Raw genomic sequence first — 19,398 nt, 5'->3', positions numbered from 1 at the left:
GACCACGTGAGAATGAGGGGATATGGATCAATCTAAAAACAAAAAACGTGGTGCGAACGTGATCGTTCGGCTGATCATCTCGGTCATCGGCGTGACCATCATGATGGGCGGGGTTGCCCTAGTCACTCTTGCTGGGTTGGGTACTTCGCCAATTTCTGCGGTGATCTGGGTTCTTACACTCAACGGAGGCCTTAGCTTCGGCGGTTGGACCGCTGTGTGGAACGTGTTGTTGATTCTCATCCAGCTGCTCATCCTGCGTGGCCGGTTCCCGAAGTCCGGTTGGTGGCAGCTTGCCGCCTTGGCCGTGTCCTCGGGCACTCTCGATACATGGATGAACCTATTTTCTTGGGTTGAAACTGACAACTACGTGCTTCAGCTTGTCACCTTGTTTGTCGGCATTTTCATGCTTGCTCTTGGTGTTTCCATCTCCGTTGTCCCGAAACTGCTCTTTATGCCAGGCGAGGGCCTCGTTGTAGCAGTGAGCACGGTAACGGGCTGGGATTTTTCCAAGGTCAAAATCGGTAACGACATATCTTTGGTCGTGCTCGCCGTGCTCCTGTCGCTGATTCTTTTCGGAAATATTCAGGGCATCCGCGAGGGCACTGTGATCGCTGCCTTCATGATCGGCACCGTCGTGGGTTGGGTGACCCCGACGGTGAAGCGCGTCGTCGCTAAGCTAGTGCCCGACGAATAGCCTTTTCAATCTCCACGGCCGCGAACACAATGATGCCCGCGATCAGCGGGATTACCCAACTATTTAGGCTAACCGCTGTGGTATTGAACGCCACTTGCATAAACGGCAGATAGACAAAGCCAATTTGCAGCAGAATCATGATGCCTACGCAGATCCATGAGATCGGGTTCGTGGTGAACAGTTCCTTGCGCAGCGCACTCACGCGAGAGAAGCGGGAAGTAAATAGATAGAAGATCTGCGCGACGACGAGCGTATTTACGGCGATGGTACGAGCGACCTCAAGCGCAACACCCTCAGAAGTCAGCCAATTAAATACCAGGATGGTTATGCCACCGATGAGGATGGACACGTAAGAAATACGGATGACCGCCTCGCTATTGAGGAAGGATTCCTTCGGATCGCGTGGCTTGCGCTGCATGATGCCTGGCTCGGGCGGCTCAAAGGAGAGTGCGAGAGACAGCGTCACCGCAGTGATCAGGTTGACCCAGAGAACCTGCAGGGGAGTAATCGGCAAGGTCATCCCGAAGAGCATGGCCACGAAGATGACTAGGCCCTGGGCACCGTTGGTCGGAAGCATGAAGACGATTGCTTTGCGCAGATTGTCATAAATCGTGCGCCCCATCTTCACAGCGTGCGCGATGGTAGCGAAGTTATCGTCGGCCAGAACAACATCTGCGGCATCCTTAGTGGCCTCGGTGCCCTTGATGCCCATGGCCACGCCAACGTCGGCTTGCTTCAGTGATGGGGCATCGTTGACGCCGTCACCGGTCATGGACACGACCTCGCCATTCGCCTGGAGAGCCTGCACGAGACGCAGCTTGTGCTCGGGAGAGGTACGAGCAAACACGGAGGTATCTTTCACGATCTCGCGCAGTTCCTCATCTGATGCGGCTTCAATGTCGGAACCCGTGATCGTGTGGTCGGCGTTTGCGATACCGATTTCCTTGGCAATCGCGGTTGCAGTTGATGCGTGGTCGCCGGTGATCATGCGTACGCGAATACCGGCCTTTTGTACTGTGTCGACTGCTTCGATGGCTTCTTCGCGAGGCGGGTCGATGATGCCGTAGAGCCCGAGAAGAGTGAATCCTCCGGCGTCGACGATATCTGTAGTGATGTGGGAATCTTCGGCAGTGGCTCGTCGCGAAGCTGCTGCGAGCACGCGGTGACCTTTGGCGCCGAGCTCGTCGATAATGTGCTCCCACCGCAGCGTGTCAATCGGCTCGGTGGTTCCGTCGGCGGCTAGCTGGGTGTCGCAGCGATTGAGCAGGCGATCCGGGGCACCCTTGAGGTGCACCACGGTGCCAGAGTCGAGCTCGTCCACGGTGGCCATGTACTTATATTGCGAATCGAATGGCACGGACGCGATGCGGTGGGAATGATTCGGCTCTTTGAAACCAGCTTTGAGCGAGAAGGTGCGAATGCCGCCATCGGTTGGCTCGCCGTTCAGCGTCCAGGTACCGTCTTCCTGCTGGAGCACGGAGGCATCGTTGGTGTATGCGGCTACTTCGGCCACATGGCGTAGGTCGGGGTAATCGGCTACGTCGATTTTCTCATCGTTGAGAGTGATCTCGCCTTTAGGAGCGTAGCCAGTTCCCGTGACATCGAAGCTGTGCTGGTTGGTGACCACTTCGCGAACGGTCATCTCATTCTTCGTCAGAGTGCCCGTTTTATCGGAGCAAATGGTGGTAACAGAACCGAGAGTTTCCACCGAGTTCATCCGACGGGTAATCGAATTACGTTCCGCCATCTTCTGCACGCCCAACGCGAGGGTGATCGCCATGACGGCAGGCAGGCCCTCTGGAATCGCGGCAACAGCGAAGCCGATGGCCGCCATAATCAAGTCGAACCAGGAGTAGTCATACAAGAAGTACGCAACGACGATCATCAGCACAGCAAGGATTACTGCTACAACCGCAATTATCGACGAGAGCTTGCTCATCGCTTTGGTCAGAGGCGTATCGACGGATTCGACCTCTTCGAGCATCGTCGTAATATGGCCGATTTCCGTGGCCTTGCCGGTGGCGGTAACAACCGCGACACCACTTCCTGCAGCAATGGTGGTGCCCGAGAACACCATGGAGTGGCGATCGCCCAGATCCGCGTCCTCGTCGACGGGGCTGATGGATTTGTCGGCGGGGACTGATTCTCCGGTCAGCGCCGATTCTTCCACGCGCAAACTGGTAGCTTCCAGCAAGCGGGCATCCGCAGGAACTTTGTCACCAGCGCGCAACTTAATGATGTCACCGGGAACGATGTCTTCTGCGGGAATTTTAGTCCAAACACCGTCGCGCAAGACCTCCGATTCCGGGGACAGCATATTGCGGATCGACTCGAGGGCGTCTGCCGCCTTGCCTTCCTGGATGAAGCCGACAAGCGCGTTGATAATCACCACTGCTGCGATGACGATGGTGTCCACCACCTGGCCTAGAAAGGCAGTGAGGATGCCAGCGGCGATAAGTACGTAAATCAGCGGATCGTTAAACTGCCGGAGCAGCCTTTGGAAGGCCGTTTCTTTCTTTGCCTGCGGCAGAGAGTTTGGGCCGTAACTTTCCTGTAGCTGCGCCGCCGAGGAAGTGCTTAATCCGTCGGCGGTCACATCCAGTTGCGCAAGTACAGCGTCAGTATCGTGTGCGTGCGGGGAGTGCGGGATTGTGGCCGGGGCGCTCAATGTAGTTCACTTCCGAGTGGCGAATAGGTTCTACTCACCCACATTAGCGAAAGATTTAGTCTACTAGGCTCCGTCTATTCAAATCCAGAAGGTGAGATTTCTAACCCCTTCTTGGATTTGACGCTCTTTTAGTTACGGAATCCGTGCACAGGCGCTGGGATAAAACCACCACGGTTAATGAAATCGGAGTTACCCACTTCATTTACTGGGATGACCGGTGCATATCCGAGCAATCCACCGAAGTTGACCTCGTCGCCTGGCTTAGTACCAGGTACGGGGATCAGCCTGGCCGCAGTCGTCTTGTGGTTCATCACACCGATCGCGGCTTCGTCGGCAATCATTCCGGCGATCGTCGTCGCAGGCGTATCGCCTGGGATTGCAATCATGTCGAAACCAACAGAGCAGATAGAGGTCATGGCTTCAAGCTTGTCCATCGTGATCGATCCCGAGCGCACGGCGTCGATCATGCCTTTGTCCTCAGAAACGGGGATGAAGGAGCCAGAAAGGCCACCGACGCGAGAACACGCCATCATTCCGCCCTTCTTCACCGCGTCGTTGAGCAGTGCCAGTGCGGCAGTGGTTCCATGCGTGCCCACTTGATCAAGGCCCATGTGCTCAAGGATATGAGCCACGGAATCGCCCATCTCAGCGGTGGGCGCCAGCGACAGGTCGACGATGCCGAATGGCACTCCCAGACGTTCCGCCGCCATTTTGCCGACCAACTCGCCGGTTCGAGTGATCTTGAAAGCGGCCTTCTTGATTTCCTCAGCCACCTCATTCAGCGAAGCACCTTGAAGGGATCCAAGCGCCCGGTCAACAACACCTGGGCCGGAGACACCCACAGAAATCACGCAGTCCGGCTCCTCGACACCGTGGAAAGCGCCCGCCATGAACGGGTTGTCGCCCACAGCGTTGGCGAACACAACGAATTTCGCGCAAGCGATTGAGGACTGATCCTTGGTCAGTTCGGCAGCTTCCTTGATGATCTCGCCCATCCGGGCCACAGCATTCATATTGATGCCGGCACGAGAGGTCGCGATATTTACCGAACCACACACCAAGTCAGTAGTGGCCAAGGCCTCAGGAATGGAATCGATCAGCTTCTTCTCAGAAGTTGTGGCGCCCTTTTCGACGAGTGCCGAGTAGCCGCCAATGAAGTTAACACCGACTTCGTGAGCAGCCCGATCAAGCGCCTTTGCGACGATGACGGGATCCCCCTCGCAGCCTGCAGTAACGAGGGAAATCGGGGTCACCGAGACGCGCTTATTAACGATGGGGATACCCAATTCCGTCTCGATGCCTTCGCAGACCTCCACCAAACGTGCAGCTTGGGTACTCACGCGGTCGTAGACTGCCTGCGCAGTTTCTTCCATCGTGGACCGCGAGCATTCCAAAAGGGAAATACCCATGGTGACCGTACGAATATCGAGGCGATACTTCTCGATCATGTCAATCGTGTCGAGAATATTGCTGCTGGCAAATTTCAGATCCATAATCGCCGTCGCCTCTAGATCTCGTTAACGGCGGTGAAGAGCGCCTCGGACTGAATACGAATGACCAATGATTCGCGTTTGCCAACTTCATCCATATGCTTCTGCAGGCCTGCAATATCGGAGGAGGCGCCTCCAAGCTCAACACGAAGGATCATGGTGAACCATTTGTCCATCAGAGTCTGGGACACATCCAGAATGTTGATGTCTTTTTCAGCTAGGGCCGTAGTTACAGCTGCAATAATTCCGGTGTGATCCGCGCCGGTTACGGTGATGATGGCATACATGGCAATTAGTTTAACCACCAGAGAATCAACTTTCTCACTGGGGAGCCCCAAGAGGGATCCCCAGGCCGGGGACAAATCCGCCACATTTATGTAGCGTGGGCATATGACTCAGAATGCACAACAAATCCTCATCATTGGTGGTCGCGGCAGGATTGCCAAACTGGCAACCACGATGTTGGTCGAAGCAAATAGCTCGGTAACCTCCCTAGTTCGCAACCAAGACTCAGTTGCCGAAGTAGAGGCGTTGGGTGCAACGGCCCTCGTGCGCGACCTCACCGAAATTAGCCACGACGAATGGAAAGACATCCTCGGCCGATTCGATGTAGTCATCTGGAGCGCCGGCAACGGTGGCCGTGGGGGAGCAGATGTTACCTACGCTGTGGACCGCGACGGCGCCATTGCCGTCATTGACGCACTGACCGACCTGGACCTGCCACCACGGTTTATCATGGTCTCCTACCTCGGGTCGCTTGAAAATGAGGCCCAAGATGACGGAGGCACGTGGTACGCCTACGTAGAATCCAAAAAGGCCGCTGACAAGCACTTGCTAGAGACAGATCTGGAATTCCTTATCCTTGCACCAGCAACACTTAGCGACGAGCCCGCATCGGGAATCAAGGTGATTGAAAACAAGCGTGGGGCCGTTGAAAACGGTCATACCTCGCGTGAGCTGGTCGCAGAGGTGATTGCCGATGTAGCTCTGCGCGAGCAACTCCCCGAGGGTAATTCGTTGGCTTTCATCGACGGCGACGACGAGTTGTCCCAAGTGATTTAAGCCAAGTGATTTAAGCCGCGAGGCTGTAGTCCAAGCTGTAATCCACGAATCGGCGCAGCAGCTTATTAGACCATTTGGTGTCAATGGTGGGCAGCGAAGCGACGATCTTGTCGTAGTTGCCCGGAGAGAAGTATCCATAGTCGAAATAAAAGTCCATGCGGGTCTTCATCGCGTCCGCATCCATTTCGGCATGGAATTGGCTGGCCCACACTTGTGAGCGATAGCGCACTAGCTGCACTGGACAGGTCGGTCCACTCGCTAGCACGGTGAGGCGATCGGAGACCTGTTCGGCGTTTTCTGTGTGCCCAGTCAGCGAAGTAAAACTTGACGGGAACCCTTGGAGCAGCAGATCCTTCCGGCCGGCAGCGGTGAGGTGGACATGACTTGGACCCGATTCCTCCGCATGAGACTGTGAGACTGAACCGCCGGTGTGGTTGGTGAGCCAGCTTGCTCCGTAGCAGATCAAAAAGACGGGCAGGGAATCGTCGATAAGCGAATCTAACTGTGCATGGACGTGATGCTGCCACGGTGACCACGAATCATTCAAAATGTTGAGGGAGCTACCGCCGACGATGACGCCACTGATGCCGTCGAGGCTGCCGATGAGGTGATCGGTGGTACCCATGATGCGGTGCACCATCGTATCGTTGCTGAGCCCGGTTGCGGCCATGACGTCGCGGGCTTCCGCCGCTGCGATGCTATTTCCTAGTGGGCCGTCGCGGAGCGACAGCAACAAAATCTTCGACATAACCCACTATTCTATACCGCTTAGTCTACTTGGTATAACTCAGGGCGCGTACAGACTGTTCCACAATGTCGAGGACGGCTTCCATGTTCTCGGTCGACTCACCAGAGGCGAGACGAGTGATGAACCCATCCATGAATGTTGTCAGATAGAGGTGCAGGGTTTCCATGGGCACGTCTGTGCGCATCCGGTGATTGCTGGCGTTTTCGCGCAGGCGATTCGCCACCGCCTGGTCGAGGACTTCCTGGTGCTTGTGCCAGCGTTCCTTGAACTCCGGATCCGAGCGCAGTTTTCGGACGATCTCAATGCGGGTTGCTAGCCAGTCGTAGCGCTCGGGGTGGCGCAACATATCGCGCATGACTTCGACAAGACCGCCCTCCGAGACCACATCAGCTTGGCGCTGTGCGTCCTCTCGGGCGATTTCGAGGAACAGAGATTCCTTGTCGCCGAAGTGGTGGAAGATGGCCCCACGGGACTTGCCCGTAGCTTCTTCCAGCAATCGTACGGTAGCGCCCTCATAGCCATATTCAGCAAAGCATTTTCGGGCACCGTCAAGGATTTCTTGTCGGCGGCGGATCAATTCGTCTTCACTGATAATTGGCATAGGGCGCTCCTAAGGATTGGGATACGGGAAGGGGCCGGCCTGTCGATGCAGGCACGGCCCCTAGTTCCAGTCAATCAGAGGTCAGTCTGTGTAGGACTAGCTCTTGACCATCTGGCGCAGCACGTACTGCAGAATACCGCCGTGGCGGAAGTAGTCAGCCTCACCCGGTGTATCGATGCGAACCTTCGCGTCGAACTCAACGGTGGAGCCGTCTGCCTTGGTAGCGGTGACCTTGACGGTCTCTGGGATGGTCGTGCCATCGTTGAGTGCCGTGATACCGGAGATATCGAAGGTCTCGGTGCCGTCCAGGCCGAGGGAGCCGTGGGACTCGCCCTCAGGGAACTGCAGAGGAATGACGCCCATGCCGATGAGGTTCGAGCGGTGGATACGCTCGAAGGACTCGGTGATAACAGCCTTCACGCCGAGCAGGTTGGTGCCCTTTGCAGCCCAGTCACGGGAAGAACCGGTGCCGTATTCCTTACCAGCAAGGACAACCAGTGGGGTGTTCTGTGCAGCGTAGTTCTGAGCTGCATCGTAGATGAACGCCTGTGGTGCGCCTTCCTGGGTGAAGTCGCGGGTGTAGCCACCCTTGACATCGACGAGCTCGTTAGCCAAGCGGATGTTCGCGAAGGTACCGCGAACCATAACCTCGTGGTTACCGCGGCGGGAGCCGAAGGAGTTGTAGTCCTTGCGCTCGACGCCGTGCTCATCCAAGTAGTTAGCAGCTGGGGTGCCTGGCTTGATGGAAGAAGCAGGGGAGATGTGGTCAGTGGTGACCGAATCGCCGAGCTTCGCCAAAACGCGAGCGCCCTTGATGTCCTGAACTGGTTCTGGCTCGGTAGGCATGCCATCGAAGTAAGGAGCCTTGCGGATGTAGGTAGAATCCTCGTTCCACTTGAAGGTCTTGCCCTCTGGAACGTCCAGGTTCTGCCATGCTTCGTCGCCCTTAAATACGTCAGCGTAATCGTCGACGTACATTTCGCGGGAGATGGTGCCTGCGATGGTGGACTCGATCTCCTCGGAGGAAGGCCAAACGTCCTTCAGGAAGACGTCGTTGCCCTCTTGGTCCTGGCCCAGTGGCTGGGTATCGAAGTCGAAGTCCATGGTGCCAGCAATTGCGTAAGCAATAACGAGCAATGGGGAAGCCAGGTAGTTCATCTTCACGTCTGGGGAGATGCGGCCTTCGAAGTTTCGGTTGCCGGAAAGAACAGCCGTAGCAGTCAGGTCGTACTCGTTGATCGCGTCAGAAACCTCGGTTGGCAGCGGGCCAGAGTTACCGATGCAGGATGCGCAGCCGAAGCCGGTCAGGTAGAAACCGACAGCCTCGAGGTCCTTCCAGAGGTCTGCACGGTTGTAGTAACCGTCGACGACCTGGGAACCAGGAGCCATGATGGTCTTGACCCATGGCTTGGACTTCAGGCCCTTTTCAGAAGCCTTACGTGCCAGCAGACCAGCGCCGACCATGACGGAAGGGTTGGAGGTGTTGGTGCACGAGGTGATTGCAGCAATTGCAACTGCACCGTGGTCGAGGGTGTACTCGCCGCCCTGTGGAGACTCCACGATGACTGGCTTGGATGCACGGCCCTCGGCGCCTGCAGCAGCGGACTCACCGTTTGCTGGCCAAGAAACGTTGTACTCAACGGACTCAACAGCTTCAGCGCGAACTGGCTCGGTGGTGTCGTTGCCAGCGGTGTTGTAATCAGGCAGCTGGTTACGGAAGGTGGTCTTGGACTCGGACAGCAGGATGCGGTCCTGTGGACGCTTTGGACCAGCGATGGAAGGAACAACGGTGGACAGGTCCAACTCGAGGTACTCGGAGTACTCAGCCTCAGGAGCGTCCTGCTCCAGCCACATGCCCTGAGCCTTTGCGTAAGCCTCGACGCGGTCGATCTGCTCCTGGCTACGGCCGGTCAGGTTCAGATAGTTGATGGTCTCCTCGTCGATCGGGAAGATCGCTGCGGTGGAGCCGAACTCAGGCGACATGTTGCCGATGGTTGCGCGGTTAGCCAGTGGGATGGACTTCACGCCGTTGCCGTAGAACTCAACGAACTTCTGCACAACGCCGTGCTCGCGGAGCATCTCGGTGATGGTCAGAACGACGTCGGTTGCGGTAACGCCTACTGGGATCTCGCCGGTCAGCTTGAAGCCAACAACGCGAGGGATCAGCATGGACACTGGCTGGCCGAGCATTGCTGCCTCAGCCTCGATGCCGCCAACGCCCCAGCCCAGGATGCCCAGGCCGTTTTCCATGGTGGTGTGGGAGTCAGTGCCGATACAGGTATCTGGGTATGCCAGGCCATCGTTGTCGAAGACAACGCGGGACAGGTACTCGATGTTGACCTGGTGGACGATGCCGGTTCCTGGAGGAACAACGCGGAAGTTGGAGAAGTTCTCAGCACCCCAACGCAGGAACTGGTAGCGCTCTTCGTTGCGCTGGTACTCGATGGCAACGTTCTTCTCGACAGCGTCGGAGCTACCGAATGCCTCGATGATAACGGAGTGGTCGATGACCATTTCTGCAGGAGCGAGTGGGTTCACCTGGTCTGGGTTACCGCCCAGAGTGGAAACAGCCTCGCGCATAGTAGCCAGGTCGACGACACAAGGAACGCCGGTGAAGTCCTGCATCAAAACGCGTGCAGGGGTGAACTGGATCTCGATGGAAGGCTCTGCCTTTGGATCCCAGTTGGCAATTGCCTTGATGTGATCCTCGGTTACGTTCTTGCCATCTTCGGTACGCAGAAGGTTCTCGCCGAGAACCTTCAGGGAGTAGGGAAGCTTCTCCATGCCCTCGACTGCGTCAAGTGCGAAGTAGTCATAAGACTTGTCACCGACGTTGAGCGTCTTCTTGGCATTGAAGGAGTTCTTGCTTTCAGCCACAGGTAGCTCCATTTCTCGTTGTTGGTCCGTTTTAAAACTAAGAATGACCCGTAATTGGGAACTTACGTCGATCTTCTTCGAATAAGATTCGCAGCAGATCAGCGCCAGCACATGCGGTCAACAGCCAATTGTAGGCAAAGTAACCACAGTCTTCTGCCACTCTAACAGTACGAGCGTTTTGTTGGCATGTAATTCGGTTGAGTACGTGCGTTTCAAAGCGCCCATTTACCCCCGTTCGGGCTACGCTCGAGAAATTCAAGCAGTTTCCCTTAGGTTTTCACCCAAAACTTCTAGCTCCGTAGAAAGTGCGCCTCTCCATGAACTATGACCCACAATCCCTCGCTGAACAGCTCCGACAGGATGGGGTTGCGTTCGGGTCTGACAACATAAATAACTGGGCGCTAGAAGAATCGCTTTTCGGCACCCTTGATCAGATGGCTGGATTGAACCTCCCCGATATCGGGGTAGTCGTTCTTGAGGATGTGTCGCAATCGTCTGCCCAGTTACGCGACTTAGCTCAGGACATGAATCTAGCTACCGGGATTGACACCGTGGTTGTTCGTACACCAAATTCCGTAGCCGTTGCGAGCGATACTTTAAACCGCGCCGAGATTGAGAATGCGCAGCAGGCGCTGATGGGGGAACCCGATTACGCAACGGGTTTGTATGCATTTGCCGAGAGCGTTGCCGGATTCAACATTCCGTGGGCAGCAGTCTCGCTCGTGGCAGTGCTGGCGATCGCAGTCGTGATTGTTGCGACGGCATATTTTGCTCGGCGTCGTTAAAAGATTTCAGCTTGACGATGATCGGCCGGTCAAGAAATATAACTTGACCAATCGAACCGTTGTTGAAGATTTACAGCAATGTGATCTCACCTGTGGTGAAGATCACATTTTTTATGCGTGTCGCTGTTTTTGCAGGCGATGGGACCAATTTGGTCATGTTAAATGACTTGACTGATGTGAAAGATGATAAAGGTTCTGCAACAGAGTGATTAAGTGACTTATGGTTCTTGTGTCGGCTCGCGAGTCGTTGTTACTACATCTGAATCACTCCAGTATCGAATAGTCGGTCCGGGCATGTGGGGAAGCACGCCAAGTTCCGAACGATGATCCTGCAGGGATTTTGTGTATTGCACGGCTTGCGCGCCCTCTCCTGTAGTCGATCAGCAACAACCACACGTCAAGGTGATCACCTTGACCCTTTTGGGCTATGTTCTTCTTTTTGCTTTAAGCGGGCGAACAGATGTCCACCTTGGCGTGCGGCGTGAGGAGCACCCGCGTGGCTTACACAAATGCACCTGTGCGACGACTGCGAGCCAAAACCTGGCTTGCAGTCGTCGCCAGTTCAACGTCCCTTTCACTCGTCACTTTGTCGTCGCCTGCCTTGGCGCAGGAGCAGGGCGCCTCGGTAAGTGACTTGGTGTCGGAGATTTCTAGCGCTCAATCCGAAATTGACCAATTGAACTTGTCTATTGGCGACCTGCGAGAGTCTGTCAATCAAGCAATTGTCGACTTAGGTGATGCCCGTTCAGCTGCAGAGCAAGCACAATTAGGTGCTGAAGAAGCTCGTAGGCAGCTCACTGATTCTCAAGAAGCAGTGGCAGAGGCTCAAAACGAGCTCAACGAGTTGTCTCGGTCGACGTATCGTGCTGCAGGAACGGCAAGTCCAGCGAGCCAAGCGCCCAGCGCTGACGCGCAAAAGGATGCGCTAGAGCGAAGCGCCTACCTGCAGCGAGACAAGCAAGACAAGCAAGATACCTTGACTGGTCTTGAGCATCAGCGAACTGTAGATGCCAATAACGAGTCTCTGCTGCGTCAAGCTAGCCAGCTTGCTAGCGACAGGGCCGATGAGGCAACCGCCGCTGAGGCACACGCTCAAGAGCTTTTAGCCCAAAATCAGGAGACGCTAAAATCCACTCTTGAACAACGCTCCGAAGCACAGGGGCAGCTCCAACAGGCGCAAGCTGAACTCGAGACAGTTCGGCCAGGTTCCGCAGGCACTCCAGACCACACTCCCGCTCCACAAGTACCGGCTCCTGACGCACTGAGTGAAACGGTCCAGGATTCTACGGGTGACACAGCTTCTACTCCTACCGAAAGTCCTTCCACGAAGGTCGAAGTTTCAGAGCAGACTGTCAGCACGATCTCAGAGCAGGCAGTCGAGCAAGCTACACAATCCGCACCGGATTTGGAAATCTCGCAGCCATCTACTGACCGAGTATCCGAGGCTGTCAACAGCATCGAAATGAGCGCGGGCTCATTTAACGAGAGCAATTCTGAAGATCTCGCTGCGGCGGCAGGTCTAGTGGCAGCTGCTTTGATAGTTGTCGCATCGCAGGGGGAAAACGACTTCTCAACGCTGACACCATCTGTGACATCTGCCGCTGAAACCTCGGCGGCTTCCAGCGCCCCAGCAACAAGTGCTCCGGCTACCACGAGTACCACGGCGACGAGCGCTCCGACTGCAACTACGAGCCCAACAACTAGCACTACAACCAGTGCCGAGGCAACCCCCACAACCACACAGGCAGCCCCGAGCACGACGCATTCTGCGACGCCGACCACGGACTCGTCGACAAGCGATACTGGAAGCCATACAACCGGAACGATCCCGCCAACCGCTGGTCAAATTGGATCGGGTGAGTCCGGGTTGGAGGCGGTGCTGCCGAAGGTACCGACCACTCAAGATGTGAGCGACCAGGCGCAGCAGCTGACGAAGAACTCCTCGCGCGAGGCGCAGATTGAAACCGTGATTGCACGCGCCGAATCGCAGTTGGGAACGTCGTACGCGTGGGGTGGCGGCAACGCTAACGGTCCAACCCTTGGCATCCGTGACGGCGGTGTGGCCGATAGCTACGGTGACTATAACCGGGTCGGCTTCGACTGCTCGGGGCTTACCCTGTACGCGTTTTCCGGTGCGGGTATTTCGCTGCCACACTACACGGGCTACCAGTACCAGCGCGGTACCAAGGTCTCGCCAAGTCAAGCCCAGAGGGGTGACCTGCTTTTCTGGGGCCCGCAGGGAAACAGCCACGTTGCCATCTATTTGGGTGACGGCATGATGATCGAGGCTCCGCAGTCCGGTTCCGTGGTGAAGAAGTCTCCCGTGCGTTGGTCCGGCATGTCTGAGTACGCTGTTCGCCTAATCTAATCTAGAACGAAAGTTTGATAGGCTCACACGTATGTCATTGAGCGATTATGATGCACTCCTCGTCCTTTCTTTCGGCGGTCCGGAAGGAAACGACGAGGTTGTGCCTTTTCTAGAGAACGTCACTCGCGGTCGCGGAATTCCGCGCGAGCGACTAGAGCAAGTCGGAGAACACTATTTCAATTTCGGAGGAGTGAGCCCGCTCAACGGACTCAACCGCGAAATCATCGCCAACGTGGAGCATGAACTAGCCTCCCGCGGACACGATCTTCCTGTTTACTTCGGCAACCGTAACTGGTACCCGTTTGCCAACGACACTGCCCAGCAGATCGCCGCAGACGGGCACAAGAAAGTCCTCGTGTTTGCTACTTCCGCGTGGGGTGGATATTCGGCGTGTCGCCAGTATGACGAGGATATCGTCGGCATGCGCGAAGTTACCCCTCAGGTTGACTTCACTAAGCTCTGGCAGTTCTACGCTCACCCCACCTTCATCAACCTCATGGCGAAGGATTTGAAGCAGGCGTGGGAGGGCGCGGACCAGGCTGAGACGAAGGTCCTGTTTACGGCTCACTCGGTGCCCACGGCAGCAGACAAGGTTGCGGGTGGCCCCGACGACGCGCACCTCTACTCCCGTCAGGTCGAAGAGGCTTCTCGCCTCATTGCCGAAAAAGCAGGGGTCGCCAACTACGAGGTCGTGTGGCAGTCGCGCTCCGGTAATCCGGCGACACCGTGGCTGGAGCCCGATGTCGTGGATAGGACCGTAGAACTTGCCGCCGAAGATGAGACGTTTAAGCACCTGATTTGCGTGCCAGTCGGGTTCATTTCTGATCACATGGAAGTAATCTGGGACCTTGATTCAGAGCTGAAGGAAGCCTGCGACGAGCGATCCATCACGCTCACACGCACTCCCACGGTCGGCCACACTCCAGAATTCGCGCAGATGGTCGTCGATATTGCCGAAGCCGTCAGCCAGGAAGAGGAAGTGCCCACCCTGTCGAGCATCACGGTCCAGGGGTGCACGGTCAACGGCGCACCATGTGCACCTGGGTGTTGTCAGCTTTCGCGCCAATAATCATGCACCGCATCTGCTACGCCCGCCATCCGGGCGGTGCGGATGTGTCGCCACAGCGCAAATAATTGCGGATCGAGGCTGTGATCGCCAATGCGGTCGGTCACCGTCTCGATGATCGCAGCCACCTTATCCGCGCGAGCAAAGAGCTTCGCCGCGCGTGGGGTCACACCATTGGGCAGGCCCGGTGTGTCATAGAAATCCGCCAGCGAACCCACGGTCAGCCGCGGATTGCGCAGTTCTGACGTGCGATATCCCAGCGCCTCAATCAATTGCGCCGCCTGCTCCGTCGCCTGCGAGAGCAACTGATCCGCCTCTCCCGGCGATAACCATGCCGGCTCCGGCAGGCGAGCCTCCTCCTCAAACCAGCGCCAGTGCACGCCTTCAGCGGTATAGGCAGGAACAAGGATGTGCGAAAGACCACCAGATTGCTTGACGACGATTGCCCCCGCCCGCGTCAGCGCCTCAGCTGCAGGGGAGGCAGCCGGAATCCCTGCGGCTTGGCCGGGGCCCCACAAAACCAGTCGGATCACCGGATCTTCGTTTTCCACGTCTGCCACGCTGCGAATTTCGCGCAAAATGTCGGAAACCGGGCCACCGTCCCAAGAGTGCTTGCCTCCCAGGGAGGTCAGCGCGCTTAAAAGTTCGTCGGTGGACTCATCCCCGTACAACCAAGCGGCCAGCCACACGGCGGTATTTTGGAGGGGAGAATAGACTTCGGCGCGCATATCCACTTGAGGCATCCTAGTCGATAGACTGTAGCGATTATGAAGTCTGATGATCGTTACCGTGGCGACATTCTTTCCGGCCATGCCCGAAACAAAGCCCGCACCTACCCGGAAGTCCCGGCCAAACCTGGCATCGTAGTCGAGGTTTTCGGCGACGACTTTGTGGGTGCGGTGATCAACTTTGAAAAGACGTACCAGGGCCATTTTGTCCGCCTCGAGGACCGCTACGGCACCCAACGATTATTCCAGTTGCTCCCCGGCGCATTTCTTTATGAAGGACAGAGGGTGACGCTGACGCAATTCGTCGCGAAGCGAGCTCCTGCCCGTTCAAACTCGGGCTCCCGCAGAGTAGAAAACGTCAAAGCTAAAGTGGCGGCGCCTTCGCGGATCTGGGTGGAAGGTATCCACGATGCTGCAATTGTAGAAAAGGTCTGGGGCCACGATTTGCGTGTGGAAGGCGTCGTCGTGGAGTACCTGGAGGGCTTGGATAATCTGACCGAGCGCCTTGCTGAATTTGGGCCTGAAGAAGGTCGGCGGATTGGTGTGCTGGCCGACCACCTCGTGGAAGGCTCGAAGGAGACTCGGCTGGTCCAAGGCGTCGGCCCGCACGTGCTTGTCACAGGGCACCCATACATTGATATCTGGGCTGCGGTGAAGCCGGAGAGACTCGGAATCCGTGCCTGGCCCGAGGTGCCCTACGGCGAGGATTGGAAGACGGGGGTGTGTAATCGGCTCGGGTGGAGCGACCCCAAGGAGGGGTGGAACCGCGTCTACTCCGCTGTGAATTCTTTCCGGGATCTGGACTCGACCTTGATCGGAGCGGTTGAACGTCTCGTTGATTTCGTAACTACCCCTGGTTTAAGCAAAGAAGATCTGTAATGTTTGAGTTGTGGGCCCCTTAATCTGGTTAATCGCAACACTTGTCCTCGCTGGCCTCGAGCTGGCCGTGGGCGAATTTACCCTGCTCATGCTCGCTGGAGGCGCGCTCGCGGCCACTGGTGTGGCCTTGCTGGGGGTCCCTCTCTGGGCTGAAGTTCTTGTATTCGCCGGTGCCTCCGCGGCCTTGCTGCTGTTCTTGCGTCCGTTTTTGAAGCGCAGGTACTACCAGCCTCGAGTGTTGGATACGTCGACGAAGGCTTTGGTTGGCACCAAGGCTGAGGTAATTGAAACCATCACCGCTTCCGGCGGCCAGATTCGCCTCGATGGATCTATTTGGTCCGCCAAGTCCATCGACCCATCCCAAAACATCCAGGTAGGAGAGCACGTCACGGTCGCTGAGATCGACGGGCCGACTGCCATTGTTTGGAAGGATTCTTAAATTATGATTGCAACAATCGTCGTCATCTTGATCCTGGCGCTCGTCGTCGCGGTGGTGTTCAAGTCCATTGCGCTGATTCCCCAAGGCGAAGCGGCGGTGATTGAGCGCCTGGGTTCCTACACCCGCACTGTTTCTGGTGGCCTTACCCTGCTGGTGCCGTTCATTGACCGAGTGCGCGCGCGTGTGGATACTCGTGAGCGCGTCGTCTCTTTCCCGCCCCAGGCTGTTATTACCCAAGACAACCTGACAGTGGCCATTGACATCGTGGTGACATTCCAGATTAACGATCCTGCTCGCGCGATCTACGGCGTGGACAACTACCTCGTTGGTGTTGAGCAGATTTCCGTGGCAACCCTGCGTGACGTCGTGGGCGGCATGACACTGGAAGAAACGCTGACTTCGCGTGAGACCATTAACCGCAGGCTGCGCGGCGAGCTCGATGCTGCCACCGCAAAGTGGGGCTTGCGCATCAGCCGCGTTGAGCTGAAGGCGATTGATCCGCCACCATCGATCCAGCAGTCGATGGAGATGCAGATGAAGGCAGACCGCGAAAAGCGCGCGATGATTCTCCAGGCTGAGGGTCAGCGCGAGTCGGACATTAAGACCGCAGAAGGCGAGAAGCAGGCGCGAATTCTCTCGGCCGAGGGCGAGAAGCACGCCTCCATCCTTCAAGCCGAGGCGGAGCGCCAGGCGACCATCCTGCGTGCTGAGGGTGAGCGTGCCGCTAAATTCCTCAACGCTCAAGGTGAGGCGCGCGCAATTCAGAAGGTCAATGCCGCGATTAAGGCCTCGGAGCTGACCCCGGAGGTTCTGACCTACCAGTACCTGGACAAGCTTCCGCAGATGGCACAGGGCGATGCGTCTACCATGTTCATGATTCCTTCGCAGTTCGGCGACTCGCTCGAGCAGTTTGCAAAGGCGTTTGCAAAGAAGGACGACGACGGGGTGTTCCGCTACGAGCCACCAAAGGCAGATCAAGAGACCAAGGACATGGCAGGTGTCGACGACACGGACACCTGGTTCGATACCTCCTCGGATCCTGAGATTGCCCGCGCGGTAGCCGAGGCTCGCGCGGTGGCGAACAAGCCTGCAGACGCGCCGATTGCCGCAGAGATCGAGCAACTCGAGCGCAACTCCGTCAGCGCCGCAAGTGTTGCAAATGCTGCTGCATCTGTTCCTGTCTCAGTTTCAGAGCCTGCAGAACAAGAGCAACCGCCTAGCGAGACTGATCAGAACTAGCCCAACTAATTAGGTTGACTGCAAGCTTCCAGCCAGCTTGCTCAGCCTGCCACCCGGCCGCCTGAAGGCGCTGGCTCATCGCCTGTTTGGAGATGCCCAGCTCCAGGGCGGCTTCATTTTGGTTCAAGCCTCGTCGTACGAGCGAAGTGGCCTCGCGGCCCTCAACGGTGCGCTTTGCTAGAACGTGTGCAATGAGCGCGAAGGTGGCTTCGATATCGCTTGCCTCTGTTGCTACGTCAGACTTGTCTACGATCACGCGGACTTGAGCCGGGCGGGTGCCCACGGCATCAGTTGAGGCATAGACGGCTGGACCGTGTTGGGTAATGCCCAACCCAATGGCCCAATTCCCATCGGAAAGCAAAGCCATAATCAGATCTACGGTTTCAACAGGGCCGCTGACGTGCGCGCGGATGTCTTCAACTCCGACCTCTTCAAAGGTTCCTACCCCTGGAAGGGTAGAAAGAGCCTCGGCGGAACGGCGGACGAGGTCTGCGCGGCGGGTTTCTCGGCCCCGGTAGCGAGCATGGACGGCAATCATGCCTCTAGTCTACCTTCTGGCCTTGACGCTTTGCCGATCGGGCATCAAGTATCAAACCAGTGATACCGATCACGGCCAGTACCACAGTAGCCAGGACGATGACCGGATTGGCCTGGCCTGTCAAGGTATCGCCAAATAGCACTGTGACCAGGGTCCCAGGGGCCGAACCGATCAGCGTGGCGATGGTAAACGGGACCACCCGAATTTTGGTCAGCGCCGCAACATAGTTCAGCACCGAAAACGGGATCGCGGCGATCATGCGCAGGCTGATAACTGCGACCCACCCCCGTTGCTCGAGGTGGGTATTTATTTTGTCCACTGTGGGGTGGGTAAGTCGCGGGGCAATCCAATCGCGCAATAATCCGCGGACAATCAGGAGAGAGAGTGCGGCGGAGACCGTCGTGGCGGACAAGGCGATCACGATACCCCAGCCGGTGCCGAAGAGAACGCCGGCCGAAAGCGTCATCACCGTACGAGGAATTGGCACCTGTGTGATCAACACGTACATCAGCCAAAACAAGATGGGGAACCACGGCCCGGTTCTGTCTGCCCAATCGCGCAAAACTGATAGTGGCGGAACATCAATGGCCGCCCATAAAGCGATAAAAAGGACCAACGCTACGGTGAGAATCAGAATTCTTAATCGTCTCGAGGTCATAAATCAATAGTGTAGGCGCGCCTGTTCGATTCCTCCTACACTGGGGAGCACAGCAGATGTTCAGAAGATTTAAAAGATTCAGAACTAGGAGATTTCAATGAGCGATTTGCGCAATGACCATGGTCCAAACCCATACGTCCTCAATATTGAGAACGCCACGTTGGAAAATGATGCTTTCCGCGACACCCTTTGGACCGGTCAGTTCCTGCAGATGACCGTGATGTCGATTCCAGCCGGTGGCGAAATCGGTGCGGAAGTCCACACCGATCACGATCAGTTCTTGCGCCTCGAGGGAGGAAAAGGCCGTTTCATGATCGGCAATTCCCCTGACGATCTCGATGTCGACCAAGAAGTAGAAGCCGACTTCGCAGTGTTCGTTCCTGCTGGCAAGTGGCACAACATGGTCAACAATGGCGACGAGCCAGTGAAGCTGTACTCCATCTACGCCGCTCCCGATCACGTCAAGGGCACTTTCCACCAGACCAAGGCGGATGCCGATAAAGATCCAAACGAGCAGGACTAAGTATTTAGGTACGCTCACTGGGGATATACTGTCTA

18 protein-coding genes are annotated in these 19,398 nt (G+C 56.7%); 9 read left to right on the top strand and 9 right to left on the bottom strand.

Annotated features, from left to right (window positions below):
• Positions 1–22: 22 nt before the first annotated feature.
• Positions 23–694: a YczE/YyaS/YitT family protein gene (locus tag ACXZ66_RS07695; RefSeq protein ID WP_458747883.1), complete on the top strand. Its 672-nt coding sequence runs from the start codon at positions 23–25 to the stop codon at positions 692–694.
• Here the strand turns inward: ACXZ66_RS07695 and ACXZ66_RS07690 are convergent.
• The 3 genes from ACXZ66_RS07690 to ACXZ66_RS07680 form a co-directional block, all read right to left on the bottom strand.
• A complete protein-coding gene (locus tag ACXZ66_RS07690; protein ID WP_458747882.1) occupies positions 672–3,362 on the bottom strand; it encodes a cation-transporting P-type ATPase in 2,691 nt (896 codons plus the stop codon). The genes ACXZ66_RS07695 and ACXZ66_RS07690 overlap by 23 nt on opposite strands.
• A gap of 128 nt (positions 3,363–3,490) precedes the next feature.
• Positions 3,491–4,855, bottom strand: coding sequence for a DUF711 family protein (locus ACXZ66_RS07685; RefSeq protein WP_458747881.1), 1,365 nt, complete (start codon positions 4,853–4,855; stop codon positions 3,491–3,493).
• Positions 4,856–4,869: 14 nt separating this feature from the next.
• Positions 4,870–5,139 (bottom strand): ACT domain-containing protein, encoded by a 270-nt coding sequence (locus ACXZ66_RS07680; RefSeq protein WP_458747880.1) that lies wholly within the window; start codon positions 5,137–5,139, stop codon positions 4,870–4,872.
• 103 nt (positions 5,140–5,242) lie between these two features.
• Here ACXZ66_RS07680 and ACXZ66_RS07675 point away from each other — a divergent pair, with 103 nt between their 5' ends.
• Complete coding sequence (locus tag ACXZ66_RS07675; protein ID WP_458747879.1) at positions 5,243–5,914, top strand: NAD(P)H-binding protein; 672 nt, start codon at positions 5,243–5,245, stop codon at positions 5,912–5,914.
• A gap of 10 nt (positions 5,915–5,924) precedes the next feature.
• Here ACXZ66_RS07675 and ACXZ66_RS07670 read toward each other — a convergent pair whose 3' ends face one another.
• The 3 genes from ACXZ66_RS07670 to acnA all read right to left on the bottom strand — a co-directional run bounded on the left by ACXZ66_RS07670 (position 5,925) and on the right by acnA (position 10,140).
• On the bottom strand, positions 5,925–6,662 hold the full coding sequence (locus ACXZ66_RS07670) for a glutamine amidotransferase-related protein (RefSeq protein ID WP_458747878.1): 738 nt from the start codon (positions 6,660–6,662) through the stop codon (positions 5,925–5,927).
• Between the two features lie 25 nt (positions 6,663–6,687).
• Positions 6,688–7,263 (bottom strand): TetR/AcrR family transcriptional regulator, encoded by a 576-nt coding sequence (locus ACXZ66_RS07665; RefSeq protein ID WP_458747877.1) that lies wholly within the window; start codon positions 7,261–7,263, stop codon positions 6,688–6,690.
• Positions 7,264–7,359: 96 nt separating this feature from the next.
• Positions 7,360–10,140 (bottom strand): aconitate hydratase AcnA, encoded by a 2,781-nt coding sequence (acnA, locus tag ACXZ66_RS07660; protein WP_458747876.1) that lies wholly within the window; start codon positions 10,138–10,140, stop codon positions 7,360–7,362.
• 317 nt (positions 10,141–10,457) lie between these two features.
• On the opposite strand from acnA, the gene ACXZ66_RS07655 reads away from it, so the two are divergent.
• The 3 genes from ACXZ66_RS07655 to ACXZ66_RS07645 all read left to right on the top strand — a co-directional run bounded on the left by ACXZ66_RS07655 (position 10,458) and on the right by ACXZ66_RS07645 (position 14,362).
• A complete protein-coding gene (locus tag ACXZ66_RS07655; RefSeq protein ID WP_458747874.1) occupies positions 10,458–10,925 on the top strand; it encodes an Rv1476 family membrane protein in 468 nt (155 codons plus the stop codon).
• A 496-nt stretch (positions 10,926–11,421) separates the two neighbouring features.
• Positions 11,422–13,293: a DIP1281 family NlpC/P60 protein gene (locus ACXZ66_RS07650; protein WP_458747873.1), complete on the top strand. Its 1,872-nt coding sequence runs from the start codon at positions 11,422–11,424 to the stop codon at positions 13,291–13,293.
• Between the two features lie 31 nt (positions 13,294–13,324).
• Positions 13,325–14,362, top strand: a complete 1,038-nt coding sequence (locus ACXZ66_RS07645) for a ferrochelatase (protein ID WP_458747872.1) — start codon at positions 13,325–13,327, stop codon at positions 14,360–14,362.
• On the opposite strand, the gene ACXZ66_RS07640 is transcribed toward ACXZ66_RS07645, so the two are convergent.
• The gene (locus tag ACXZ66_RS07640; protein ID WP_458751325.1) at positions 14,344–15,093 is read right to left on the bottom strand and encodes a hypothetical protein; all 750 of its coding nucleotides are present in this window, start codon (positions 15,091–15,093) and stop codon (positions 14,344–14,346) included. The two genes, ACXZ66_RS07645 and ACXZ66_RS07640, sit on opposite strands and share 19 nt — an antisense overlap.
• Before the next feature lie 33 nt (positions 15,094–15,126).
• Here ACXZ66_RS07640 and ACXZ66_RS07635 point away from each other — a divergent pair, with 33 nt between their 5' ends.
• The 3 genes from ACXZ66_RS07635 to ACXZ66_RS07625 are packed head-to-tail and all read left to right on the top strand — an operon-like array spanning position 15,127 to position 17,644.
• Entirely contained in the window at positions 15,127–15,966 is an 840-nt protein-coding gene (locus tag ACXZ66_RS07635; protein WP_458747870.1) for a DUF3097 domain-containing protein, read from the top strand.
• Positions 15,967–15,976: 10 nt separating this feature from the next.
• Positions 15,977–16,405 (top strand): NfeD family protein, encoded by a 429-nt coding sequence (locus ACXZ66_RS07630; protein ID WP_458747869.1) that lies wholly within the window; start codon positions 15,977–15,979, stop codon positions 16,403–16,405.
• A gap of 3 nt (positions 16,406–16,408) precedes the next feature.
• Positions 16,409–17,644, top strand: a complete 1,236-nt coding sequence (locus ACXZ66_RS07625) for an SPFH domain-containing protein (RefSeq protein WP_458747868.1) — start codon at positions 16,409–16,411, stop codon at positions 17,642–17,644.
• On the opposite strand, the gene ACXZ66_RS07620 is transcribed toward ACXZ66_RS07625, so the two are convergent.
• Positions 17,622–18,182 carry a MarR family transcriptional regulator gene (locus ACXZ66_RS07620; RefSeq protein WP_458747866.1) on the bottom strand — a complete coding sequence of 187 codons (561 nt, stop codon included), beginning with the start codon at positions 18,180–18,182 and terminating at the stop codon, positions 17,622–17,624. The genes ACXZ66_RS07625 and ACXZ66_RS07620 overlap by 23 nt on opposite strands.
• Before the next feature lie 4 nt (positions 18,183–18,186).
• Positions 18,187–18,840, bottom strand: a complete 654-nt coding sequence (locus ACXZ66_RS07615; RefSeq protein ID WP_458747865.1) for a TVP38/TMEM64 family protein — start codon at positions 18,838–18,840, stop codon at positions 18,187–18,189.
• 97 nt (positions 18,841–18,937) lie between these two features.
• Here ACXZ66_RS07615 and ACXZ66_RS07610 point away from each other — a divergent pair, with 97 nt between their 5' ends.
• Positions 18,938–19,363 (top strand): cupin domain-containing protein, encoded by a 426-nt coding sequence (locus ACXZ66_RS07610; RefSeq protein ID WP_458747863.1) that lies wholly within the window; start codon positions 18,938–18,940, stop codon positions 19,361–19,363.
• Positions 19,364–19,398 lie beyond the last annotated feature (35 nt).

It is taken from the genome of Corynebacterium sp. S7, from assembly GCF_054401105.1.
Note: the sequence above shows the minus strand (reverse complement) of the source record. Positions and strands in the feature narration are given on the sequence as shown.